The organism is Psychrobacter sp. JCM 18900 (assembly GCF_904846625.1).
In the GTDB taxonomy this organism is placed as follows: domain Bacteria; phylum Pseudomonadota; class Gammaproteobacteria; order Pseudomonadales; family Moraxellaceae; genus Psychrobacter.
The window spans coordinates 91,671-116,753 of the sequence record NZ_CAJHBL010000002.1; the positions used below are offsets into that span (position 1 = coordinate 91,671).

Below are 25,083 nucleotides of genomic sequence, written 5' to 3' on the forward strand. Positions count from 1 at the left end.
AGACTCTTATTTAACTTTGCCACTGAAGCTCTGAGAAAAAGACAACAGCAGCAAAAAGATAAGAGAGAGTTTTGATTAACGTTTTGAGAACTGTGGACGTTTACGTGCTTTACGTAGACCCAGTTTCTTACGTTCAACTTGACGTGAATCACGAGTAACAAAACCAGCTGCTTTTAGGGCAGGCTTCAAAGTTTCGTCAGCTTCGATTAATGCACGTGTGATGCCGTGGCGGATTGCGCCAGCTTGACCACTAATACCACCACCTGCAACAGTTACATATAAGTCATATGCGTTAACAGAGTCTAGTAGTTCTAATGGCTGACGTACAACCATGCGTGAAGTTTCACGGCTGAAGTATTCGTCAAGTGGCTTACCGTTAACAACGATACTACCAGTACCTTTTGATAAAAATACACGAGCAGTAGACGTCTTGCGGCGACCAGTTCCGTAATTGCGTTCCATAAGTATATCCTTAGATGTCTAGTTCTTTAGGTTGCTGTGCAGTATGTGGATGATCAGTACCCGCATAAAGTTTCAGCTTCTTGATCATCGCATAGCCAAGAGGGCCCTTTGGAAGCATACCCTTAACTGCTTTGTGTAGAACATCTTCAGGCTTATGTGCAAGCAACTTATTGAAGTTGGTTTCTTTAATACCACCTGGGTAGCCACTGTGACGATAGTACTTTTTGTCTTGTGCTTTTTTACCCGTTACCGTGATTTTGTCAGCATTGATGACAACAATAAAGTCACCAGTATCAACGTGCGGAGTAAAAGAAGGCTTGTGCTTGCCACGTAAGCGAGTTGCGATTTGAGTGGCTAAGCGACCAAGGGTTTTGCCGTCAGCATCTACGACATACCAGTCATGGGTCACTTCAGCTGGTTTTGCACTAAGTGTTTTCATGATAAAACCTTAAAATTAGAATTCGTTGAGAGTTTAGCTGGGAACGGGGCTCTCAAAAAACAGACTGCACATTATAAGCAGTAGCGCCTACGCTTGCAAGCTGCATTGGGGTTTATTTTCGCCTTATATACATTAAACTGCAGCGTCGGCCAGTTTTTAGCGGTTCTAAACATTTGTAAAATAAGTTAACGGCTTTCATTAACCCGACAATTATGACGATGATAGACGATAAAGTCCAGCAACAACTTGTCCGACTTTGGTTTGTTTCAAGCATTCAAAAGCAATTGGTTGCTGAGTAACGCTTGATTGGGGGGCTAAATTCTCATTTAGCGACGCTTCCAATTGCTTAAGCTGTGCTGACAAATCTTTATCAGCTTCTAAATAAATCAATGTTTCAGTATTGATTAAGGTATTGGTAATAAGTGCAGTCAAAATAGGCTGCCATAAATCTTGAGCATAAGGCGGATCGATAAATACAATGTCAAAGGGGCGCGCAGTCAGCTGCTCTTGACGCAATATTTGCTCAGCAGTGCCAGTGATGACTTGATAAGCAGCAGCCTCAAGGCGTAATTGCTCAGCGCTCTGACGTAGCATGTTGCTTTGTGCTGGGTTGATTTCGATAAATGTCGTGTGGGCAGCGCCGCGAGATAGCGCTTCAAATCCTAGTACGCCACTGCCAGCACAGCTATCAAGTACATGGGCATCATGAATGTCAGCGAGTAGCCAGTTAAATAAAGTCTCCCGCAAGCGATCTGGGGTCGGGCGCAGGCCATCTGCATCGATAAAACTTACAATACGGCGCTTAAACTGACCACCAATGATGCGCACATCACCCGCTGCCGCACTTTTCGCTTTACGGTTGTTCTTTGGTGCGCGTCCATTTGAAGCTTTTTTCATTATTGTGTCTCGCTTACCAATTCTTTGCTAGGTTTTACCTTTACTAGGCTTTTCTTTGCTAGGTTTTGCTTTTTATACTATTAATCACTTAAACGTCTAGTTACTCAGATGTCGCTGCTGCCGCTTCGGCTTCCGCGGCTTCTTTTTCTTCCAATGCTTTTGCTTCTTTATCGCGAATAGCATCACGCATGGCTTTTTCAAAAGCTTTTTGGCGTTTAATAATTTTTAGCTCATCAGCAGAAGGTGGTAGCACAGGATCTGTCTTACGTTGTAATACCCAGTAATCAAATAGAGCACGGCCGATAGGCGCTGCAACAGCACTACCACCGCCGCCATTTTCGACCAATACTGCAAGGGCAATCTGCGGGTCTTCTACTGGCGCAAAACCATTAAACCAAGCATGATCCCAGTGACGCTTATCGATTGCCGACTTGTCATAGCGCTGGCCTTGAGCGATAGACTTTACCTGTGCAGTACCTGTTTTACCAGCAATACGATAGCGTGGAGTATAGATGCCGCGGCCTGTCCCTCTTTTGACGGTGTCTTCCATAGCATCATGCATTCGTAGCCAGTCAGACGGCTTACCGTTGTAGTCTATTTTGCCATCTGGCTTAGTGATGATTTTGACGTCCGCAGCACCGTCACTGCTCTTTAATAAATGCGGGGTAATGTGCTGACCTTTACTGGCTGTCATGGCTGTAGCGTTGGCAATCTGTAGCGGCGTTGCCAAGAAATACCCTTGTCCAATACTGACCGAGATGGTTTCGCCCGGTAGCCAATCTTTATCGTAAGTGTCTTTTTTCCATTTTGGCGATGGCATGATGCCTGATTTTTCGTTGGGCAAATCAATGCCTGTTTGTTGACCAAAACCAAAGCGTGTCATCCAATCATGTAGACGTTGTATGCCCATCTCGTAGGCCAGTTTGTAGTAATACGTATCGACCGACATCATGATGGATTTTTTGAGGTCTACCGTGCCATGACCGCCACGTTTCCAGTCACGGAATCGATGCGTGTCACCAGGTAAGCTAAAATAACCAGGGTCATAGATAGTGCTGTTCCAATCGCGTAGACCATAATGAATACCGCCCAAACCTTCGAACGGTTTAATAGTAGAAGCAGGGGGGTACATCCCTTGGAGTGCCCGATTGTATAGTGGCTGATCTAAATCTTCGCGCAGATCGTCATAATCTTTAAAAGAGATACCTGATATGAAAGGGTTAGGGTCGTAGCTTGGATTACTAACAAACGCCAAGACGTCACCGTTTTTGGGATCTATCGCAACGATTGCACCGCGGCGTCCATCAAGTTGCTGCTGGGCGATGGTTTGCAGACCATAATCCAAGCTCAACGTAATATCGTTACCCGCTATCGGCGGCTTGGTATCCAGTTGACGTAAGATATTACCATGTGCGTCTGTTTCTACCGATTGATAACCCGGTTGCCCAAGCAAAATATCTTCGTAGTAATCTTCGATACCAATCTTACCAATCAAGTCAGTACCAGCGTAACGGTCTTTATCAATACGCTTTGACTCTTTGTCATTGATACGTCCGACATAGCCGATGACATGAGCAAACAGCTCATCATAAGGATAAGAGCGCGTAAGCTTGCTCTGAATAGATACCCCACGGAAGAATGGCTTACGTTCACTAAACTGAGCCAACTGTGCTTCTGTTAAATCGATCTTAATCGTTACCGGGTCATTTTTATTTTTACTTAGACGCGCCAAGATATCAGTGATATCTGTATCGGTTAAATCAAAAATTGGCGCGAGTAGATGCAACGTGCGCTCAGGATTTTCGACCTCATCAGGGCTGAGCATCGCTGTAAATACAGGCTGGTTGTCCGCCAGTATTACCCCGTTACGATCATAGATATACCCACGACTAGGCGGCGCAGATATCAGTTTGATACGGTTGTTATCGGCTTGCGTTGTGTACTGATCATGAGCGTAGACTTGCAAATACCCATAGCGTGTTATCAAACCGCCCAAACCAATCAATATTATAATCCCAAAAATAATAATACGGTTAGTAAAGGTACTGTTGACCTGTTCGGTATTGGGAGTTATCGGTTTATTCATAGAAGATCAGAGCCCAAACGGTCAGTGAGTCAATAAAAGAAAAATAAGAGGGCAGGTTGGTTAACCAAAGTGCGGTGAGTCTAAAAGATAATGCAAATGGTTTCAATCACATAGAAGGGTATGGGGTGAAATCGTTATGCAGTCATTTATACGCAGGTAGTCTTTGTTATTGCACTACAAATTATAACAGAACAAATGAGCAGACGCAGTACTCAGTCATATATTTTGTCTTGATTATCTACTGACCAAGAACTGGCTTATATTCGAGTTTTTTATTGGGTAACAGACGATATGAATCATGTCATCTTTAGTCACAACTTGCCGCTGGTCTATATGTGCTAATAAATGGCAAGTATGCTAAAATCAGGCGATTTATTTTATAGTAGTTATTATGGGCGGAGCGTCTTTTGAAACGTTCTCATTTTGCTAAAGTCTCGTTATCAGTAGCGACAGTATTAGCAACGACAATCAACCTGTCAGGGACTAGATAAGTCATGGACGTAAATTCATTATGGCAGACGATAGCTGAACACCCAGAGTTCTTTGCCATGCTGACCATCCCACCAGTGACGGCATTCGTCACTTGGGTACATGTGTGGATGGCGCTCAAGATGCTGTTCTATCCGGTCAAGTTTTGGGGTATTCGTATTCCTAACTTCCCATTTTTTGGGCTGCCAGGTATCGGTTGGCAAGGTATTGTTCCGCGCAAAGCGGGCAAGATATCAGGGGTTATCGTTGACCAGACGCTCTCAAAACTCGGTTCGCTTGATGAGTTTTTTAAGGCGATGGAACCTGAGCAAATGGCGATATTTGTCACTGATACGGTGGACAAAAACCTTGAGCCATTGATTGATGAGATTATGCTAGATCACTCGCCAGCATTGTGGGGCAATCTACCTTACGCCCTAAAGCGCCGTGTCTATGCGCAAGCCCATAAAGAGCTACCTAGTATTATGCAGTCGCTTGTGACAGATTTGACTTATCATGTCGAAGACTTGGTCGATATGCGTAAGATGATTGTTAACACCATGGAAAACGATCGTCGCCTGATGGTCAATATGTTTCTAAAAGTCGGACAAAAAGAGATCGATTTTATCTGGCACATCAGTGCTTTGATTGGTCTGGTATTTGGTATTATCCAAATGTTTATATTTTTGGTGGTGCCGCAGCATTGGACCGTACCGTTCTTTGCCGCGATTTGGGGTTTTCTCACTAATTGGATTGCCATTTGGATGGTGTTTAATCCAGTGGAGCCACATTTTATACCTTATTTAAAGCTGTTTTCGGTGCAGAGTCGCTTTCCATTTATCAAACCCGTTATACCGCATATCGCAAAGTATCGCTTGCAAGGCGGCTTTATGAAACGCCAAGAGGAAGTTTCTGAGGTTTTTGCTGAGATTGTGGTAAAGGATTTGGTCACTCTAGAAAACATCATGAATGAGATGATGTATGGTGATCGCTCAGCGCAAACCCGTGATTTGATGAAATCGCATCTATATACGGTGCTAGAGTCACCAGTGATTAGTACGACATTACGTGTGGGATTGGGTCGCCGTGATTATGGACAACTCAAAAATACCATTATTGACAAGTCTATTGTCGCAACGATGGTACCACTGCGAGATCCTGAGCTAAATGAAAGCCGAGCCAGTAAGATATTTGGTCTGTTTCGCGATAGAATACGTGCGCTCACGCCAAATGAGTTTCAAAATTTGTTGCGTCCAGCTTTCCGCGAGGATGAGATGACGTTGATTGTTTTGGGTGGTTTGACTGGTTTTCTAGCAGGTTGGTTGCATTTAGTGTTAGTATTTTTCCCCTCGATGCAGTAATGCATCAATAAGTATTTTTAATTAGTCATGAACGGCTGTATTGAATATGCTTTGAATAACTAAAAAATGTAAAATTAGCAACAGATAAGCATTTTGTATCAATCATTCATATTGGTACGTCACAATGATAGTAGCGGGTTTTATGTGCTTCTACAGCAATTGAAACCTCAGTTTTTAACCGTAAACTATGACCGCATAAAGGACTATTAGCGTTTGCCAGTGGCTAGCAATGCCATCGGTGAACCCTTAATTGTATCCAAGGTAAACAAGGTTAGACCGTATGTTAATCACAGAATTGGGTTATTTTGCCTTGCTGGCCGCTTTTATATTGGCGATTTTGCAGGTGGTACTACCAACCATTGGCGTCATGCGTGACCACGTCGCTTGGCAGCGTTTGGCGCCAAGTCTAGCATGGGCGCAATTTGCAGCAATGATTACCTCATTTGCTGCGCTGATGGCAGGCTTTTATTACAACGATTTTAGTCTCGTCTACGTCACTCAGCATTCCAATACATTGCTGCCTTGGTACTACAAGCTGTCGGCGACATGGGGCGGGCATGAAGGCTCGCTGCTATTGTGGATGACCATCATGGCCACTTGGTGTGCGCTGGTCTCATACTTCAGTCGTGGGTTGCCGTTGTCTATGCGTGCGCGAGTGCTGGTGATATTGGCAGGCGTGCAGATGATGATGCTAGCGATGCTTATCTTTACCTCATCGCCATTTGATCGCACATTACCCAATCTACCTGTTGATGGCGCGGATCTAAACCCTGTATTGCAAGATTTTGGTCTGATTATTCACCCACCGATGCTTTATATGGGCTACGTGGGTATGGTTGTGCCATTTGCGTTTTGTATGGCAGCACTGTGGGAAGGGCGTTTGGATGCGGTATGGACACGTTGGTCGCGTCCATGGGCATTGGCTGCTTGGGGTTTCTTAACAGTCGGTATCGCGCTTGGCTCGTGGTGGGCTTATTATGAGCTTGGCTGGGGCGGTTGGTGGTTCTGGGATCCAGTAGAGAACGCCTCATTGATGCCATGGTTGGCAGGAACAGCGCTACTGCATTCACTTGCTGTCACCGAAAAACGCGGTGTATTTAAAGCATGGACGATTATGCTCGCGATCTTTGCTTTTGCGCTTAGTCTGCTTGGTACGTTCTTAGTACGTTCAGGTGTCATTACCTCAGTGCATTCATTTGCCGCTGATCCGACGCGTGGTCTAGTGATTCTAGTCATTCTCGGTATTATCGTCGGTGGTGGTCTGTTGATGTTTGCTGTACGTGGTTGGCGTTTGACGGTCGAGAGTCAGTATCGACTTATCTCACGTGAATCATTTTTAGTGATTAACAACGTTATTATTCTAATTTCAACCTTAGTCGTACTACTTGGTACGCTATATCCTATTATTGCTGATGCCTTTAATTTAGGTCAGGTATCTGTTGGCCCTCCATACTTCAACGCTCTATTTGTGCCGTTGACATGGCTGCTACTGGTGGCGATGGGTATGGGCTCTAATATCCGCTGGAAACAAGACAGTCGCCCGTTATTGGGTGCTGGCATGGTTATCGCGGTAAGCAGTTTGGTATTGGCCGCCATTATCACCTATTTTACCAGTCCATCAGCGATGCTAAATATCGGTGTCACATTGGCGGTGAGCTTTTGGGTGTTGCTATGGATGGTTGTCGATTTCAAAGACAAAACCAAAAACGCACCGAGTCGTTTAAACGGTTTACGTCAGTTGCGTCTGAGCTACTGGGGTCAGCAGACCGCTCATATTGGCGTTATCATTGCAGTTATCGGTGTGGCATTTACCAGTACGTTGAGCATTGAGCGCGATGTGGCATTAGGGCCTAATGACAGTGTCAACGTGCAAGGCTATGACTTTACGGTAAAAGGCTTTAGTGAAGTAAAAGGCAGTAACTTTGACGCTACGCAAGCAGAAGTAACAGTCAGTAAAGACGGTCAAGAAGTGATCACGTTATATCCTGAAAAGCGTAACTATATTATCAGTATGATGCCGATGACGGAGGCTGCCATTGATGCCAACTTGATGCGTGATGTTTACGTAGCACTTGGTGAGCCAATTGCTGAAGATAGCAATGAATGGGCTTTCCGTATCTATGTCAAACCGCTTATCCGCTGGATATGGTTGGGTGCACTTATTATGGCGTTCGGTGCCTTGCTCAGCATGCTAGACAGTCGTTACCGTATCAAAAAAACCAAAACACCTGCACAAATCGCGGCCAAAAAATCAGGCTTTGCGACGGTTGCAGATTTGGATACGTCAGCTACAAAGATAGGGGAGCGTTAATATGACTACCTCAAACAATGAACCTGATAAAAAAGCTCAGCAAAAGGCTGTCAACGACCCTAAAGTTGCGAGCAGCAATAAAGTAAAAACTAAGAAAAAACTTAAAATTGGGTTTTTGATTCCGCTGGTTATCTTTATTGGTTTGGTCGCTATGCTTTATATGCGTTTGGGCAAGCCGACTGATATCGTGACCAATACAGCGCTTGAGCGTCCAGTACCTGCTTTTGAGTTGCCATTGTTATCAGATACCAGTCGTATCATGACCAATGACAACTTGCCAGATAAGCCATTCCTCATGAATATCTGGGGCTCTTGGTGTCCAACTTGTATCATTGAGCATCCTTTTCTAATGAAACTAGAAGAGCGCGGTGTAAACTTGGTGGGCGTAAACTACAAAGATGATATTGGTGATGCGTTAGGGTATCTGAATCGCGGTGGCGACCCGTTCTCTATGTCTATTCAGGACTTATCAGGACAGTTCGCTCTTGACTTAGGTCTGACCGGTGCACCTGAGACTTTCATCGTCGATGGTGATGGGATTATTCGTCAGCATATCATCGGCGAGATCAATGAGAGCAATTGGCAAAGTCGTATCACGCCTTGCTTAATGGTACTCAACGACGCTAGTAACAATGGTGTCAGTCCAGATCCGAGCCAAGTTGCGGAGGCGTGCAAATGATAGCCTACCAAATAAGAAATGCGACCATAAAGTTAGCAAGCTTGTTTATCGCTTGTCTATTCAGTATGGCAAGCTTTGCTGCCATTGATGTCTATGATTTTGATTCTGTGCAACAAGAAGCCCAGTATCGCGGTCTTATCGAAGAGCTGCGCTGCCCGAAATGTCAAAACCAAAATTTGGCAGGGTCTGATGCGCCCATTGCGCAAGACTTAAAGCAAAAAACCTATGACTTAATAAAAGATGGACGTAGTGATGGCGAGATTCGAGCCTATATGCAAGAGCGTTATGGCGACTTTATCAGCTATAAGCCGCCAGTACGCCCTTCAACATGGATTTTATGGTTTTTCCCACCATTATTATTGATCGTTTTATTGGTCGGTTGGTTTTGGCAAAGTAAACGCCGTCAGCTTGTCGCCAGCGGCGAGAGTGGTGTAGCAGTAGACAACCATGTTAAAGCGTTGTCTGCCGCTGAAAAAGCAGAACTTGATCGCTTATTGTCACGAGCCAATAACGATGACAAAGACGACACTACAAGCCTTGGGGGCAAAAAATGACCATATTTTCTACTGTTGGCTTATTTATTGCGCTGAGTTTACTTGTCGCTTTGTTGTTGGGCGTTATCACCATTAAGCCATGGTTAAGAGCACCGCGTTCGCATAGTAAGCCTGTGGACAATCAACTGCTGGATATTAACGTCGCTGTGTTTCGTGAGCGACTAGCAGAGCTGAAAACAGACAAAGACAGTGGTATCATTGATGATTATCACTATCAAAACCAGAAGCTTGAGCTTGAACGTCAGCTTTTGGACGCTCAGCGTGAAGTGTCACCGATGGTCACGCCAGGTATCAAAAGCCGATTGATTATTATGGTTTGGGTACCTGTATTAACTGCTATGGCATATCTGATGGTCGGTGATCGCACACCTGTCTTTGAGCTTTGGGCTGCCGAGGACAAAGTCGGTCAAGTGGCGGATGACTTACTGACAGGTAGAATCGATCAACCACCAGCTTGGGCAATTGAAGATGGTAATCAGCTGATTAGTGCCATGCAGACTAATGTATATCGTCATGCTAGCGACTATAATCGCTGGATGCGCCTATCGGAGCTGTTCTTGTCATTAGAGGCGACTGATTCGGCATTAGAAGCGTTGTCGCGCGCTTATCGTCTATCACCTGATAATGAAGAGATTGCGACCACTTATGCGCAGATCAGTTTCTTTGCTAATAAAGGTCAGTTAGATGCCAATAGCCGCCGAGTGTTAGAAAACATACTGGCCACAAACCCAGAGCATGAGGGGGCACAAATGCTTATGGCGATGGGTGAAGCACGTGCTAGTAACTTCGATCAAGCGCAAGGCTGGATTAAACGTCTGCGTGACAGTATCGCGGCCAAACCAGGCGATCACACGCAAGCGCTATCAAGTCTAGATGAGCTTAGTGCTAATGTAATCATGCAGCAGCAGCAAGCCTCTGAAGGCGTCGAAGTGACAATTAAAATAAATGCTAGTCTGTTACCATTGGTAAAAGCTGACGATACGCTGTTTGTAGCGATACGTGACGTGAAAGGTGGTCCACCATTTGCTGCTAAGCGCCTACCGATTAGCAATATCAAACAAGGCGAAGCTGTTATTAGCCTAAGTGATCTTGATGCTATGATGCCAGAACGTACCCTAGGATCGGCTCGTTCTGATAAAGTACAGTTAGCGGTCATCGCTCGTATCAGCCATAGTGGCAATGCTACCGCAGAGTCAGGCGACCTCTCAGGCAATCCAGTGGTTATCAGCGCAGAACAAAATCAGGTCAACGTGGAAATCAATCAGCAAGTTCCATAGCCATAGTAGTAATATAAATACTGGACGCTAATGGTATTTATTATATAGACGCTGTTGCTCAGTATGGACGCGAGCAACAGTGCTATGATTGTTCTAATTTGATAGAGATGTGAAGTGAACCCAGAAAGATAAATGGGCACTCCAAACGCAGTCAATGCTGCTGCTTTTTATCTTGAAGTGACCATGTATGAACAGATAAGTCATGCCAACTTATCACATCAATAATGAAAATACTTGAGCTTTGCAGGGCCACAAGGTAAGGTAGCTTTGCAAACAACTAATCCCAGAGTTTTATTAATCCCAAAATCCTATCTATTAAGGAGAGTCGTGTAATGATGCGTATTATTTTACTAGGACCACCAGGCGCCGGTAAAGGTACCCAAGCCCAGTTTATTTCTAAAGAATATGATATTCCACAGATCTCAACTGGCGACATGCTACGTGCAGCAATTAAAGAAGGTAGCGAGCTTGGCAAAAAAGCCAAAGATATCATGAATGCTGGTGGTTTGGTTTCTGATGACCTCATTATCAACCTAGTGAAAGAGCGTATCGCTAAGCCTGATTGTGTGAATGGTTGTATCCTAGATGGCTTCCCGCGCACTATTCCTCAAGCGCAAGCACTTGCAGACGCTGATGTTGCTATCGACCATGTTATCGAAATCAGTGTACCTGATGATGAAATCGTGAGCCGTTTGTCTGGCCGTCGTCAGCATCCAGGTTCAGGCCGCGTTTATCATGTCGATCACAATCCACCAAAGGTTGAAGGCATCGATGACGTCACTGGTGAAGCGCTTATCCAACGTGAAGATGACCAAGAAGCGACTATCCGTGACCGTCTATCGACTTATCATGAGCAAACGTCAGCATTGGTTGGCTTCTACCAAGACAAAGCTAAAGAAGGCGATGATGCGCCTAACTATGACAAGTTTGATGGTACGCAAGGTATCGATGACGTTAAGCAGCAAATTTTGTCTGCACTAAAAGGCTAATTATCGATGTTAGCTAAGTAATTTAGCCAGTCGATGTAGTCGTTGAAGACCCTGTTTAATAGCAGGGTTTTTTTATGGCTGATGATTTTATGCCTTATAAAAACATACCCACAAAAAAACCGCTTACTCATTATAAGTAAACGGCCTTTTATCAAATATACGACTGGTAGAGCTCATATATTTTTGGTTAGCGCTTAAGCATTACCTTGAGCATCAACTTGTGCTTGCTGTTGGCTCTGTGCATATGCTTGATCAAAGTTCACAGGTGCTAGTAGCAATTGTGGGAAGCTACCACGCGTCACGATGTCACTGATGACTTCACGAGCATATGGGAACAACACATTAGGGCAGTATGCGCCTAGGATTTGACCGATTTGATCTTCTGGAATATCTTTTAGTAAGAAGATACCTGCTTGATGCACTTCAGCGATAAATGCTGCTTCTTCCGCATTTTTGGCAGTAACGCTCACAGTTAGGATGATTTGATAATGATCGTCATCTAGTTTTTCAGCGTTGCTAGACAAATTGATATCAAGCTCTGGGTTCCACTCTTTGGTGAATACGCTAGCGCCTGGGACTTCAAGTGACATGTCTTTTACGTAGATGCGTTCTAGTGCCAATTGTGGTTGTGCTTGTTCTTCAGCCATGGTAAATCCTCTAAAATTAAATCAAATGATTGGGCAAATCGTCATTTTAATAAAAGTTCATTGTAATATAAATCGAGACGAAAACTCGATATTTTTTATCGTTACTTCTTACTGCTCTATTAAAACCTGTCACTGTCTATCTTTACATAAATAAAGACAGACAGTAAAGAAAGGTAGCAGATTAACCTGCCAATAGCTCGTCAAGCTTGCCTTGTTGGTTCATTTGGTTGAGCTCATCAAAACCACCGACAAAGGTTTCACCAACGAAGATTTGCGGCACAGTGCGATAGTTATTGGTTTTTTTCATCAACGCTTGACGCTCTTCGCTGCTCATATCGTGCATGCCGATTTCTTCATAATCAACGCCTTTGGTTTTTAGTAGTTGTTTGGCGTTTGAGCAATATGGGCAGATAGGGGTAGTGTAAACTTTCACAGATACAGTCATGGTAAATCCTTATTTATAAATTTATGGGATAACAAACGTATTATAGAGAGCATGATAAATTATCATAGTCTAAGCGTTGGTATAGTCTGTTATCAATGAGTAAAGCAAAAATGCATTCGGTGATGCTCATTACTAAAGTGGGGATGTGCATAACAAATTCAAGCCGTTTTGGCTCAAAACGTATTTTAGTGCTGTAAAACATGATAAATAGAACATAAAAAATAAACCACAAAAAAAGACACCTGATAAAAAGGTGTCTTTTTTATAGAGCTGATAATGTTAGTCAGGTCGCATAAACGTCAGCTAAGCGATGTGTATAAATGCTTTATTTAAGCGCCTATACAGGTCTCTTACTTGCTTAGACTCGGTTTTGTTTTACCTTTAGCCTTTGCTTTGGCGTCTTTTACACCAACCAACGGCATGCCAGCGCCTTGCCAGCCGCCAATACCACCATCTAAGCGATAGACACTATCTTTACCAATCATCTGAATCGCAGCGCCTGCTTGGACGCCCATGTCGCAGATGATAATCACTGGCTGCTCAATCGCGCGAATCTCTTCTAAGCGGTCTTTGAGGTCAGTGAATGGTATGTTACGGCTGCCTTGAATATAGCCTGATTCAAACTTCTTCTTAGCGCGAATATCGATAAGCTGCGCGTTTTGAGAGTTGACCATCATGCCAAGCGTGTTAGGCGATATTTTTCTACCGCTACGTTTGTTTTCAATCGTAAAAAACAGTATAGCAAGTACGGCTAATATACCAAATAAAAACGGGTGGTTGCCCACAAATTCCAGCGCACGATCCAAACCATACCTCCAAAAAAATAAGTGTTCTATTAAGCTGAGAAGACAGCCCAATGATATTGAACAAGGCGCTATTATACCGATAAGGCCATCCATAGTAAACGGGCGATGACGCGGGCAGTAATTGAGCGGTTATTGTACCTATCTATGGATCTTCTTAGCTTAATAAAGATATCTATTCACAAGACCGTGTTTAATTAAGGCGGACACTCACAAGCCAAATATTAATAAGGCTTCGTATCTGCCTCTTCTCGTAGCGTGACGAGGTTTTCAACGCGGCGCTGCAATACTTCACCATCCGCTACTGCTTGCCATAGTGCACAGCCTTTGCTGTTATGGGTATGGCGACAGTCACGGAATTGGCAGTCACCAGCCAATGGTGCTAGTTCAACAAAGCCTGAAATAATATCGTCAGGGGTAAGGTGCCAAATACCATACTCACGAATCCCTGGTGTATCGACGATACCGCCTTGGGTGAGGTCTTCTGGGTTAAATGGCAGCAGTCTACTGGTCGTCGTGGTGTGCTGACCGAGCTTAGAATTTTGTGAGATGATATTGACGCTCTGTCCAGAGTCAGGCAGAAGGGCATTGATTAAACTGCTTTTGCCGACGCCAGATTGACCCGCGAAGATGACTAGCTTTTTATCTATATAACGCTTTAGTTCATCAAGGCCTTCTTGCTCATCGCTCTCAGCGATATTTTCAGGGCAGTCGACCGAAGTTAGAACACTTTCATAACCAAGCGCGGCATACTGCGCCAATAGCTCATTGGTATCCACACCGTTTTCTGCTGCCAATAAGTCGGCTTTGTTGAGTACCAACAGTGGTTTGACCCCTGCATGATGGCATACCACAAGATAGCGATCGATCAGCGTTGGCGCAGCGGCAGGCAATGGCGCAAAAACAATCGCCAAAATATCGACATTCGCGGCAACAGGTTTGAGCTTATGATAGCGGTCAGGACGAGAAACCAGCGATGTACGCGGCTTGACCGCTTCGATACGACCAAAGCCAGTATTAGAGTCAGCATTCCAGCGTACTTGATCGCCAGCAGCTAGCATCGGTAGATTGGTACGCACATGACAGCGCCAGATATCATTCAATTCAAGCGTTTGCCAAAACGGCTCAGGATCATCAGGGGCAATCTCTGGCTGCTCAGGTATGACAGCTGGCAGGCTAGTGACTTGTACTTCTAGTTGCTTACCGTAATGCGCCATGACCACGCCATCCATCAAACTGTCATCAATACTATCTTGATTGGACAGTTGCTGCTTGTCGATGCGACGAATCTGTTGTTTAGTCAGTTTGCGTTGCCGGATTAATGCCATGGGTTTTTGACCTATTATAAAAATATTGCTAAGTGTAGCGTGAAAATTTGCTAACATACAGCCTAAAGCGTCTGCGGCAGACAGGGGTTTTGTAATATTTTGGCTGCTTGCTAGATTTTTTGAATCAATCAGTGCATTGCAATGCTGTCTGAATATGAGTATTCAACCGCAATACGTTTTTTAAATTATGTTTAAAACTGTCCCAAAATTTAATGACCATAGGATATTGTATGACTACCGGTGACCATCCCAACAAGATTAAAATCAAAAATCAAGGCAAAAAAGGGCTGGTGTGGATTGATTTAGAAATGACCGGACTTGATACCTTAAACGATGAGATTATCGAGATTGCTACTGTCGTTACTGACGAAGATTTGAATGTACTTGCTGAAGGGCCTGTGTTTGCTATCAAGGTATCAGATCAAGTCTTAAACAAAATGGATGACTGGAATACCAAGCAGCATGGTCAATCAGGATTGGTCGATCGTGTGCGTCGTAGTACAGTGACATTGGCAGAAGCCGAAGCTGAGACTATTAAGTTTTTGAATAAGTGGGTCGATAGTGGTAAGTCGCCAATGTGCGGTAACTCTATTTGCCAAGATCGTCGATTTATGGCGCGCCAAATGCCAGAACTTGAGCGGTTCTTTCATTATCGCAATCTTGATGTGTCATCAATTAAAGAGCTTTGTTTCCGCTGGCGTCCTGATATCTTAAAGAACTTCGAAAAAGGTGGCAGTCATTTAGCCTTAGACGATATTCGTGACTCTATCCGTGAGCTAAAGCACTATCGTCAACATTTCTTTAAGCTAATACCTTAAAAAACTGGCAAGAGATAAGCTATTTAAAAGTGTAGTAAAAGAATTGTAGTAAAAATAAAAAGGGTCTGTTGATATTTCAACAGACCCTTTTGTTTTCTAGATAGGTTCAACGATCAAGTCAAACAAGCATTGTAAACTTAAACAATCCAAACTCAGCAGCATTACTGCTTAAATCGTTACTACTAAAACCGTCATTTGAATGCTCGTCGCCTGTTACTGCACCAATCACAGCACTGACTTTCGGCTGGCGTGTGTCGGTATCTATCAAGCGCCAGTCACCAAGCACGTAGCGCTTTTTATCATCAGTCGCCTGATGAATGTCTGGACGATGAGTATGTCCGTGTAATAATGCATCGCTAGTAGTAATGGCTTGACGTACGGCTTTATCATTCACGTCCATGATATGCGCAGCTTTGTTCGCATTGTTCTGCTGGCTTTTTTTGCGCATGTTGTCTGCGATGGCTAAGCGTTTTTCTAATGACTTATTAAGCAAATACCACTGAGTTAAACGGTTGCGCATGATTTTACGAAAAAACTGATATTTTTTATCATCAGTACAGAGTGCGTCACCGTGTTCTAAGCGATAATTCTGCTGACCAATAGGCAAAGTATACGGCTCGCTGATTAGCTCACCGCCGAACAGATTACAGAATGGCTGACCCAACAAGAAGTCACGATTGCCATGCATGACCAATATCTCACAGCCATTGATACGTAACTGTTTTAACTTCGCAATCAATGGGGTTAGCCAATGCGTTATTTGTTCATCCTCTGACCTTTTCTCTTCTAATAGGGATAAGTAAGTATCATCACCTAGCCATACCTCAAACCAATCACCCAATATAAAGAGGCGTTTTAGTGCAGGTAGGGCAAGACAGTCATCTAATAGCGCCAAAAAAGCCTGCACTAAGGCAGGCTCCTGAGGCGATAAATGCAAATCGCTAATCAATACTTGCCGCACTTGGTGAGGGCGGGTCGTGATTAAGTGATTAAAACTTTGCATTTATCTTGGTCCTCGTGACTTATCGTATAGCGAGCATTACTTAATAAATTCTACTAAAAAATGCTCGCTCATTCACAGCTATCGCTAAGTAACTATTACTGACTAGCTGCTGTTGAATGAATATTACTGAGTAATGATGGTTGCTGAGTTGATAACAACTGGCTCTTTTGGCACATCAGCATGCATGCCAAAACGACCAGTTGGTACGCTGCGCATTTTTTCGATAACGTCCATACCGCTTGTTACTTTACCAAATACGGTATAACCCCAACCTTGCATGTTTTTGCCAGAGTGGTTTAGGAAGTCGTTGTCTTTTACATTAATGAAGAACTGGCTAGTTGCTGAATGCGGATCTTGGGTACGCGCCATTGCGATAGTACCTTTGTCATTTTTTAGACCATTGTCCGCTTCATTTTCGATAGGCGCATTGGTTGGTTTTTCATTCATCTCAGCGTCCATTCCGCCGCCTTGAATCATGAAACCATCAATGATGCGATGGAAAATTGTACCGTCATACTGACCAGATTTTACGTAGTTTAAAAAGTTTTCTACGGTTTTTGGTGCTTTTTCTTCGTTGAGTTCGATAACGATCGCACCCATATTGGTTTCAAGTTCTACTACTGGTGGCATGTCTACCATGGGATATTCCTTTTTGATTGCAGCGCCTTAAATAGCACTATTGTGAGTGGTGGTTAAAAAGTTACGGGTAGTCTAACGGCTTTTTTATCCCGTGTCATGTATCAGGCTGTTAATGCGTTTGCGAAACCTGATAGAATAACGCAACTTTACCCATTTTTGACAAATTTTGATAATGCGGTCGCACTATCTAGGTTTTAATATTCTCGTTTTATTTTAACACTTTAGTTTAAACGTTTCGTGATGCGTGATGGCACGCACCATGAACTGACAATTTGCGTTAGGAGCAATGCCCGATGAGTGATCACTCAAGCAACAATGCACAAAAAGACGAAGCAAAAAACGATTTTATTCGTAATATCATTCGTGACGATGTTAATGCGCAAAAATATCAGCAAATTGTAACGCGCTTTCCGCCTGAGCCAAATGGCTACTTGCATTTAGGTCACGTAAAATCTATCTGCTTAAACTTTGGTGTGGCTAAAGAGTTCGGCGGTGTGTGCAACCTGCGTTTTGATGACACCAACCCAACCGCTGAAAAGCAAGATTACATCGACAATATTAAGAACGATGTGCAGTGGTTAGGTTTTGAGTGGGCAGGCGAGGCGCATCATGCCTCAGGTTATTTTGATCAATTGCATGCATGGGCAATTCAGTTGATTGAGCAAGGCGACGCTTATGTTGATTTGCAAACCCCTGAGCAAATCAAAGAAAACCGTGGTTCATTCAATGAAGCCGGAACGCCTTCACCATATCGTGATGCCAGTGTTGAAGAAAACCTAGCCCTTTTCAACGATATGAAAGATGGTAAATACGCTGAAGGGAAGGCTATTTTGCGTGCCAAGATTGATATGGCTAGCCCAAATATGAACCTACGTGATCCTGTCATCTATCGCGTGATGCATCAAGAGCATCATCAGACTGGTGATAAATGGTGCATCTATCCGATGTATGACTTTGCTCATCCACTCTCGGATGCGTTAGAAGGGATTACCCATTCATTATGTACGCTTGAGTTTGAAGATCATCGTCCATTCTATGATTGGGTCATCGAAAAAATCGGCTTTGACGTACCACCACGTCAGTATGAGTTTAGCCGCTTAAATGTTGACCATACATTGACCAGTAAACGTAAGCTAAAGCAACTGGTAGATGAAGGTATCGTTAGTGGTTGGAATGATCCTCGTATGCCGACCGTCGCTGGCATGCGTCGCCGTGGTTATACGCCAGAAGGTTTGCGTGATTTTTGTGAGCGTGTGGGTGTGACCAAAGCGGATAGTGTGGTTGATTTCCGTTTGCTAGAATTTAGCGTTCGTCAATCGTTAGAGACGACAACTGGTCGCGGTATGGCGGTACTAAAGCCATTGAAAGTGACTATCACTAACTTTAGCGAAGCGGTCAGCAGTTGGAAGTCGCAAAAAGCTGATAGCGTTAATGCACGTTTTGACGATGCGACTCAGACGCTTTGGTTGACTCAGCCGAACCATCCTAACGTCGATATGGGTGAGCGTGAAATTCCGTTTACCGAGACGCTATACATCGATCAAGGTGATTACGAGATTGAACCGCCAGCAGGCTATAAGCGTCTCTCTCCAGAAAAGCCAGAGATTCGTCTGCGTAATACTTATGTGCTAGCCGTCACTGAACATATCACTGATGAAAATGGTAATGTCGTTGAGCTAAAAGCGACGATTGACCCTGCTACTTTGGGCAACAACCCTGAAGGCCGCAAGGTCAAAGGCGTGATTCATTGGGTATCAGCCAGTCAAGGCGTACCAGCGACTGTGCGTATGTATGAGCAGCTATTCAGTGCTGAGAACCCAAGTGGCGTCGCTGATGTTCATCAAGCGCTAAACCCGAACTCGCTCACTGAGTTAAATGCAGTAGTTGAGCCATCTTTGGTCAATGCAGATGCTGGCACGCGTTTCCAGTTTGAGCGTGAAGGTTATTTCATATCTGATAGCGAAGATCACAGCACGGATAAGCCAGTCTTTAACCAAATCGTTAGCTTACGTGATAGCTATAAGCCAGCTTAATTTATATTGGCTTAGTATTTAAAAGTATCCTTATCCAAATGGATATTTTGAAATAATACTGAACAATAGTAGTTTGCAAGTTAGCCCATTTCTAGTACGCTAGGAATGGGCTTTTTTATGTGCAGTTATAAAGTTAAGCATAGTAAGATTTGAGGAAATAAGAATGGCAAAGTTTCTAAACAGCAGTGGTACAACGTATCATTTAGAAGAGTTGATTAAAAATGCTTCTGACAGGTTGATTATTATTAGCCCATACTTGAAGCTTAATGAACGTATCAAAGAGTTATTGGAAGACCGCAACCGCCTCAAGATCGACATTCGCATTGTTTATGGTAAGAATGATTTACACCCTGAAGAAATAAACTGGCTCAAAAACCTGACCTTTATTCGTACTAGCTTTTGCAAAAATTTACATGCGAAATGCTACCTGAATGAAAATGAATGCATTATTACCAGTTTAAATCTTTATGAATTTAGCCAAGTTAATAACAATGAGATGGGTGTACTGATTTATCGTAATGATGATGCCAAACTTTATGCCGACACTTATGAGGAAGCGCAGCGCATCATTCGTATCAGTGATGAAGTGAGAATGTCCCTTGAAAAAGTGACCGAAACTGAAAGTAAGTCTGAGCCTAGTACCAAAACAACAAACTCTACTACCAACGTAAATGGTAACTCTACGACAGAAACCACACCCAATTATTCTAAACTGACCACCGCCAAGCTTGCTAAAGAGTTGGGCTTTAAAACTCAAGAGTTGAATGAAAAGCTGCTTGCAGCGGGTTACCTACAATCGCAAGATGGTGAGCTAGTATTGACTGATGCTGGACGCGCAGCTGGTGGTACCAGTAAAAAGGGTAAGTTTGGCGAGTTTTGCTTATGGGATGCAGGGATGGTGGTTTAATTATTTAACAAAGCTGCTGGTCCATAAAATTCATTAGAAAATTTGTCCATCAGCTTAGAGGTAAAAGGAATAACCGCATTACAATCCGTCACAAGACATTCATAACCAGTTTGTTAAGATAAAGTCAGTTTTTACGGATGTGCTTTATGTTATATTTGATAACTGAGCACGTCGATGATAATAATAGAACGCGAGGCCGACGTGTCGATATAAGCGTTCATTCACATAGCTAAGGAATCAAGCATGGCACATTTACGTTTAGGTGATACCGCACCAAATTTTGACGCTACAACCACAGAAGGTGACATCAATTTTCACGAGTGGGCAGGTGATCATTGGGTTGTTTTCTTCTCGCATCCAGCAGATTTTACGCCAGTATGTACCACTGAGCTTGGTCGCGCCGCTGCATTAAATGGCGAGTTCCAAAAGCGCAATGTAAAGCCGATTTGTATTTCTGTTGATAGCCTAGAAGATCACAAAGCGTGGGCGAGCGATATCGGTGAGACTCAAGGCACAGATATGAACTTCCCAATCATCGCTGATCCTAATAAAGAAATCGCTGAGCTATATGACATGATGCATCCTAATGCCGACAGCACTCATACAGTACGTAGCGTCTTTATCATTGATCCAAGCAAAAAAATCCGTCTAACGCTGACATATCCTGCTAGCTGTGGCCGTAACTTTGATGAAATTATTCGCGTAATTGACGCACTACAGTTGTCGGATGAGTATAACATTGCGACACCTGTAGACTGGAAAGATGGTGATGACGTAATCATTCCACCAAGTGTGAAAAATGAAGATATCGCTGCAAAATATCCAAAAGGACATAAAGAGATTAAGCCGTATTTACGCACCACACCTGCACCAAACAAATAATTAGACTGATGTATAAATGTGATTAAATAAAGCCCCATGACTCAAGGTTATGGGGCTTTTATTATTTCTACTTTATGATTAATAACACTTTGCCATGATGGCCAGATTAGGCTATAACTGTGGTATAGCGTATCAATATTTGTGCTTATCAGTACAACAACCATAATAAAGCGTATCAGCGTCAAATTGCTGTCCAATCATTCTTACAAGGAGTTTGCTATGAAAAAACTATATATTACCCGTACAGCGCCCAATCCGCGTAAAGCGCTTATCTTATTGGCTTCAAAAGGTATCGATGTCGATGATATGGATGATGTCGATGTGATCGATATTGATTTTGCGGCAAATGAGCAAATGTCAGAAGCCTTTACGCAAATGAATCCGATGCAGACCGTACCTGTTTTGACCTTAGATGATGGTACCGTATTAAATGATTCTCAGGCAGTTTGTGAGTATCTGGATCGCGTTTACGGTGAGCGTTCAGTCATGGGTAATGATGTGGTACAGCGTGCGCAAGTTTGCTCTATGCGCCGTGTTGCAGAGTTTGAGGTGATGTATAACTTGATGCTCGCATTTCAGCACAGTCATCCATCTAAAGCACAACGTGTTGAGCAAGTGCCAGAGTTCGTCGCACCATCAATTGCTCGTGCTGTTAAAGCCATGGCATATTTTGAGACGATATTAGAAGGTCGTGAATACCTAGTAGGTGAGCAATTAAGTTTTGCGGATATAGTCCTATATCTCAGCTTGGATTTTGGTAAAGTATTGAAAATTAATCCTAATGAGCAAGGCGAAAACTTGGCTCGTTTTTATCAAAAGATGAATGAACGCTTCAGTATTAAAAATATGGCTAAAGCCAAACCTGCAAGTATGAATGACTAAAAGGTTCTAGGGCGTGTCCTCAATTCAATCGATAGTTATCTAAATGGGTTAAAAATGGCTAAATCTTGCCAAATGGCGTCAAATAGCTGACTAATGTCTCGATATTATCTGCGCTATTTTCCTTGTTTGACTGCCATTTATCTCATTTTTATCACCATTTTTAAAATGAGGACACGCCGTAGAAAAATAGTTTAAATCATAAAATTTATCTATTAACCTATCCGATAAATTGATCGCTATAAAGCAAAACAGCTAACCTCAATCGTTAGCTGTTTTTTTATGAAATATAATAAAAATCAACATTTCGTTACATAGGTTAATAGTGCCAAGGTTATAGTGGGTAATCTAGCTTAGTTATATCAATTATGTTTTTAAAACGTTTATTTAAGAGGAATGCTTTTAAATTGTGACTTCTTTTGAATAGGTTTTTTAAAATATAGATGGTACGCGAGATAAGTTGTACAAGCTTACTAAGAGGTATGTAATATGGTAGGTAGCCGAAATAAGCCAACGTTAAAATTACTGCTATTACCCAGTATGATGGCAGTTAGTCTGATGCTAAGTGCGTGTCAAAAAGAAGCGGCGTCTAGCGAGAATGATACATCGCAGGGTGCTGAAGCTGGCGAGATGACAGACTCAGCCGTAAGTGAAGGTCTCGTATCTAGTATGGGCCCTACATCAGACGAATCTGAACCTGTTGAATTAACCGCTCAAGACAAGCTGAAGACCACCTTATCTCATCATCGTTGGACGTTAGTAAATGCTGTTGACGCCAATGAACAACCTATGGCTGAATTTGCGAATATCAACAGTCAGGTAACGCTTGCATTCAACCAGTATCAAGGGCAAGACACGTTAAGCTATAGCGTAGGCTGTAATACGATTAGTGCTGGCTATCAGCTAAAAGGGCATACCGTAACCACTGAAGAGGGTATGAGTACGAAGATGTCTTGTGGTGAGCTAGATATGGCAGAAAACACCTTGAATACGTTGATGCAGGGCAGTAGTGAGTTCAAAATTGATCAAGGCGATAATCCAGTATTGACCCAGTTTACTGACGATGATGTGACTTTAGTATGGAATGGTAGGTTCACTGCACAAGCGAAATATAACAGTAAGGGTGAAACAGTATTTTGGGCAGTAAACTCCGAAACAGTACCTTGCGAAGCAGGTAACTCTGAGCAGTGTCTACAAGTTAAGCCTATTACTTATAATGATCAGGGCATTAAAACTCACGAAGGACAGTGGCGAGTATTCGTTGGTGAAATCGATGGCTATCAGCATGATAATACGCATGAGGAAGTGCTGCGCTTACAACGCTATCCGCTAAACATCGATGAATTATCAGAGGCTAATGAGCCAACTAAAGATGATACTGCTGATGAAAAGTATGCTTATATACTAGATGCTGTCATTGAAAGTGCAGTTGTAGAGTAGCCTACTATAGTTTGAGCATTTGAAATGCTCATAGTTATAAAAAACACGCGTCTAGTAGCGCGTGTTTTTTGTGGGGTGTCTACTTTGCCGTTTATCTATTTTGACGCTTTTCTGCTTCAACACCTCGCTATCTTAACGCCTCACTATTTTAACGCTGATCTTTAACGTAAGTTACCCAAATCTTCTTCGGTCAAACGCCAACGGCCTTTCTTTTTAGAAGCACCGCGACCACGCATGGCGCTATTCAATATCAGTTTGTTCATTGAATGGCTTGAGTGAGCATGACAGATGGCGCAGGCAAGACCATCGGCAGCATCTTGTTGCGGTACGACTTCTAACGCTAATATCCGGCACACCATCTCCTGTACTTGTTCTTTGGCCGCCGCTCCATAGCCACAGACGGCTTGTTTGATTTGCCGAGCCGTATATTCTGATACTTCTAAATCTAGTGCAACCATCGCTGCAATCGCTGCACCTCGTGCTTGCCCAAGCTTAAGTGCGGAGTCAGGGTTTTCTGCCATAAATACTTGCTCAATCGCTGTATATATAGGCTCGTCTGCGTATTTTAAATGATGCTGTGTGATACGGGTTAGTCCATTAAAGATACGCTTGAGGCGTTCAGGCATCTCTTTGGTATCTGTGCGAATCGTCCCTGCATCGATATAGGTCAGCTTGTCACCTGTCTGCTGTACTATCCCATAACCCGTCATGCGTGACCCTGGATCAATTCCTATAATAATTGCCATAATATTCCGTCTTACTTACCTGTCATTTTATATTCAATCCTATATAAATCGGATACGGAGTCAGACTCGCTTAGCCTACTATTCGTAGTACTGACGTTCGCCTTCCTTGTGTCCAAATTATATTGTACCGACTATATGGCTTAAAAATCAGCCTTAAGTTTGATAGTATAGCAACCAATCCCCATATACATCATATGTTAGCCATTTTAATTTTCATGGCGCTCAATTTATTGGTTTTTATTTTATAGGACGACACTTTATGGGTCAGATAGTTGGTATAGCCATCGTTTGGTTTATTATCGAGATGCTACTGTGGTATTTGCTTGCTCAGTTTATGAGCGGCTGGTGGGTGTTTATATGGTTTATTATCGCCGCGGTTATCGGTATCTCCTTGATGCGCAAAGGTATGGCTGCTCTTAATCCAATGGCACAGCAAATGAAAGCTGGTGGCATGATGAACCCTGCGATGCGTCCGCCAGAGACCACGATGATTAAGAGTATCGCGATGGCAGCTGCAGGTATTTTGTTGCTTATTCCTGGGGTACTTAGTGACTTGATGGCGTTGTTGGTAGTATTGCCACCTGTGCAGAAAAAGCTAAAAGACTTGGCCAATAATTACGTCATGAATAATCAGCAGAAAATGATGGAAATGATGGCCAAGCAGATGGGTGGTCAAATGGGCGGCGGTCAAAACCCATTTGGCGGGGCTGGTGGCATGGGCGGTCAAAACCCGTTCGGTGGCGCAGGTGGCATGAATGGCCAGAATCCATTTGGTCAACAGCAGCAAAACCCATTTGGTGATGTGTTTAAACAACATACTACGGTTGATGGTACTGCTAAAAACATCCCTAAAGATGTGAAAAAGATTACTAAATCTGCTAATGACGAATAACTATTTAGTTAAATCATAAGCATAAAAAAAGCCCCTCTCGTCGATGACGAAAGGGGCTTTTTAGTGGTAGTAAATAAATTATAAGAAATATATTTACT

General features: G+C 43.2%; 24 protein-coding genes. 13 read left to right on the forward strand and 11 right to left on the reverse strand.

The window, feature by feature from the left end:
- Window positions 1–75 precede the first annotated feature (75 nt).
- The 4 genes from rpsI to mrdA all read right to left on the reverse strand — a co-directional run bounded on the left by rpsI (window position 76) and on the right by mrdA (window position 3,884).
- The gene (gene rpsI / locus JMX96_RS03320) at window positions 76–462 is read right to left on the reverse strand and encodes a 30S ribosomal protein S9 (protein WP_101206364.1); all 387 of its coding nucleotides are present in this window, start codon (window positions 460–462) and stop codon (window positions 76–78) included.
- 10 nt (window positions 463–472) lie between these two features.
- Window positions 473–901 carry a 50S ribosomal protein L13 gene (gene rplM / locus JMX96_RS03325; RefSeq protein ID WP_057761004.1) on the reverse strand — a complete coding sequence of 143 codons (429 nt, stop codon included), beginning with the start codon at window positions 899–901 and terminating at the stop codon, window positions 473–475.
- A gap of 210 nt (window positions 902–1,111) precedes the next feature.
- Complete coding sequence (gene rsmD, locus JMX96_RS03330; RefSeq protein ID WP_201567335.1) at window positions 1,112–1,798, reverse strand: 16S rRNA (guanine(966)-N(2))-methyltransferase RsmD; 687 nt, start codon at window positions 1,796–1,798, stop codon at window positions 1,112–1,114.
- A 100-nt stretch (window positions 1,799–1,898) separates the two neighbouring features.
- A complete protein-coding gene (gene mrdA, locus JMX96_RS03335) occupies window positions 1,899–3,884 on the reverse strand; it encodes a penicillin-binding protein 2 (RefSeq protein WP_201567336.1) in 1,986 nt (661 codons plus the stop codon).
- Window positions 3,885–4,378: 494 nt separating this feature from the next.
- Between mrdA and JMX96_RS03340 the strand changes: the two genes are divergently transcribed.
- From JMX96_RS03340 to adk, 6 genes are all read left to right on the forward strand, one after another.
- Window positions 4,379–5,713: a hypothetical protein gene (locus JMX96_RS03340; RefSeq protein WP_102093742.1), complete on the forward strand. Its 1,335-nt coding sequence runs from the start codon at window positions 4,379–4,381 to the stop codon at window positions 5,711–5,713.
- 280 nt (window positions 5,714–5,993) lie between these two features.
- Entirely contained in the window at window positions 5,994–8,024 is a 2,031-nt protein-coding gene (locus tag JMX96_RS03345) for a heme lyase CcmF/NrfE family subunit (protein ID WP_201567337.1), read from the forward strand.
- A 1-nt stretch (window position 8,025) separates the two neighbouring features.
- Window positions 8,026–8,703 (forward strand): DsbE family thiol:disulfide interchange protein, encoded by a 678-nt coding sequence (locus JMX96_RS03350; RefSeq protein ID WP_201567338.1) that lies wholly within the window; start codon window positions 8,026–8,028, stop codon window positions 8,701–8,703.
- A 65-nt stretch (window positions 8,704–8,768) separates the two neighbouring features.
- Entirely contained in the window at window positions 8,769–9,257 is a 489-nt protein-coding gene (locus tag JMX96_RS03355) for a cytochrome c-type biogenesis protein (RefSeq protein ID WP_379545001.1), read from the forward strand.
- Window positions 9,254–10,534: a c-type cytochrome biogenesis protein CcmI gene (gene ccmI / locus JMX96_RS03360; RefSeq protein WP_201567340.1), complete on the forward strand. Its 1,281-nt coding sequence runs from the start codon at window positions 9,254–9,256 to the stop codon at window positions 10,532–10,534. Before JMX96_RS03355 ends, ccmI begins: the two co-directional genes overlap by 4 nt.
- 335 nt (window positions 10,535–10,869) lie before the next feature.
- Window positions 10,870–11,523 (forward strand): adenylate kinase, encoded by a 654-nt coding sequence (adk, locus tag JMX96_RS03365; RefSeq protein WP_180952604.1) that lies wholly within the window; start codon window positions 10,870–10,872, stop codon window positions 11,521–11,523.
- A gap of 194 nt (window positions 11,524–11,717) precedes the next feature.
- On the opposite strand, the gene secB is transcribed toward adk, so the two are convergent.
- The 4 genes from secB to rsgA all read right to left on the reverse strand — a co-directional run bounded on the left by secB (window position 11,718) and on the right by rsgA (window position 14,746).
- Window positions 11,718–12,170: a protein-export chaperone SecB gene (gene secB, locus JMX96_RS03370; protein ID WP_057760989.1), complete on the reverse strand. Its 453-nt coding sequence runs from the start codon at window positions 12,168–12,170 to the stop codon at window positions 11,718–11,720.
- Between the two features lie 181 nt (window positions 12,171–12,351).
- Window positions 12,352–12,615, reverse strand: coding sequence for a glutaredoxin 3 (gene grxC / locus JMX96_RS03375; RefSeq protein WP_021813631.1), 264 nt, complete (start codon window positions 12,613–12,615; stop codon window positions 12,352–12,354).
- A 350-nt stretch (window positions 12,616–12,965) separates the two neighbouring features.
- Entirely contained in the window at window positions 12,966–13,421 is a 456-nt protein-coding gene (locus JMX96_RS03380) for a rhodanese-like domain-containing protein (protein WP_201567342.1), read from the reverse strand.
- Between the two features lie 221 nt (window positions 13,422–13,642).
- Window positions 13,643–14,746, reverse strand: coding sequence for a ribosome small subunit-dependent GTPase A (gene rsgA, locus JMX96_RS03385; protein WP_201567344.1), 1,104 nt, complete (start codon window positions 14,744–14,746; stop codon window positions 13,643–13,645).
- A gap of 230 nt (window positions 14,747–14,976) precedes the next feature.
- Here rsgA and orn point away from each other — a divergent pair, with 230 nt between their 5' ends.
- On the forward strand, window positions 14,977–15,564 hold the full coding sequence (gene orn, locus JMX96_RS03390) for an oligoribonuclease (RefSeq protein ID WP_057760984.1): 588 nt from the start codon (window positions 14,977–14,979) through the stop codon (window positions 15,562–15,564).
- A 118-nt stretch (window positions 15,565–15,682) separates the two neighbouring features.
- On the opposite strand, the gene JMX96_RS03395 is transcribed toward orn, so the two are convergent.
- Both JMX96_RS03395 and JMX96_RS03400 read right to left on the reverse strand, forming a co-directional pair.
- Window positions 15,683–16,567, reverse strand: a complete 885-nt coding sequence (locus JMX96_RS03395) for a UDP-2,3-diacylglucosamine diphosphatase (protein WP_201567345.1) — start codon at window positions 16,565–16,567, stop codon at window positions 15,683–15,685.
- Between the two features lie 123 nt (window positions 16,568–16,690).
- Window positions 16,691–17,206 (reverse strand): peptidylprolyl isomerase, encoded by a 516-nt coding sequence (locus JMX96_RS03400; protein WP_057760980.1) that lies wholly within the window; start codon window positions 17,204–17,206, stop codon window positions 16,691–16,693.
- Between the two features lie 293 nt (window positions 17,207–17,499).
- On the opposite strand from JMX96_RS03400, the gene JMX96_RS03405 reads away from it, so the two are divergent.
- The 5 genes from JMX96_RS03405 to JMX96_RS03425 all read left to right on the forward strand — a co-directional run bounded on the left by JMX96_RS03405 (window position 17,500) and on the right by JMX96_RS03425 (window position 23,347).
- A complete protein-coding gene (locus JMX96_RS03405) occupies window positions 17,500–19,239 on the forward strand; it encodes a glutamine--tRNA ligase/YqeY domain fusion protein (protein WP_201567346.1) in 1,740 nt (579 codons plus the stop codon).
- Window positions 19,240–19,402: 163 nt separating this feature from the next.
- Window positions 19,403–20,146 carry a phospholipase D family protein gene (locus tag JMX96_RS03410; RefSeq protein WP_201567347.1) on the forward strand — a complete coding sequence of 248 codons (744 nt, stop codon included), beginning with the start codon at window positions 19,403–19,405 and terminating at the stop codon, window positions 20,144–20,146.
- Window positions 20,147–20,389: 243 nt separating this feature from the next.
- The gene (locus JMX96_RS03415; RefSeq protein ID WP_201567348.1) at window positions 20,390–21,028 is read left to right on the forward strand and encodes a peroxiredoxin; all 639 of its coding nucleotides are present in this window, start codon (window positions 20,390–20,392) and stop codon (window positions 21,026–21,028) included.
- Window positions 21,029–21,247: 219 nt separating this feature from the next.
- Window positions 21,248–21,910 carry a glutathione S-transferase family protein gene (locus JMX96_RS03420; RefSeq protein WP_201567349.1) on the forward strand — a complete coding sequence of 221 codons (663 nt, stop codon included), beginning with the start codon at window positions 21,248–21,250 and terminating at the stop codon, window positions 21,908–21,910.
- A gap of 486 nt (window positions 21,911–22,396) precedes the next feature.
- Entirely contained in the window at window positions 22,397–23,347 is a 951-nt protein-coding gene (locus JMX96_RS03425; RefSeq protein WP_201567350.1) for an META domain-containing protein, read from the forward strand.
- A gap of 161 nt (window positions 23,348–23,508) precedes the next feature.
- Here the strand turns inward: JMX96_RS03425 and ruvC are convergent, their stop codons facing one another.
- A complete protein-coding gene (gene ruvC / locus JMX96_RS03430; protein ID WP_057760973.1) occupies window positions 23,509–24,093 on the reverse strand; it encodes a crossover junction endodeoxyribonuclease RuvC in 585 nt (194 codons plus the stop codon).
- 259 nt (window positions 24,094–24,352) lie between these two features.
- On the opposite strand from ruvC, the gene JMX96_RS03435 reads away from it, so the two are divergent.
- Entirely contained in the window at window positions 24,353–24,985 is a 633-nt protein-coding gene (locus JMX96_RS03435) for an FxsA family protein (protein WP_201567352.1), read from the forward strand.
- The last annotated feature ends 98 nt before the right edge of the window (window positions 24,986–25,083 follow it).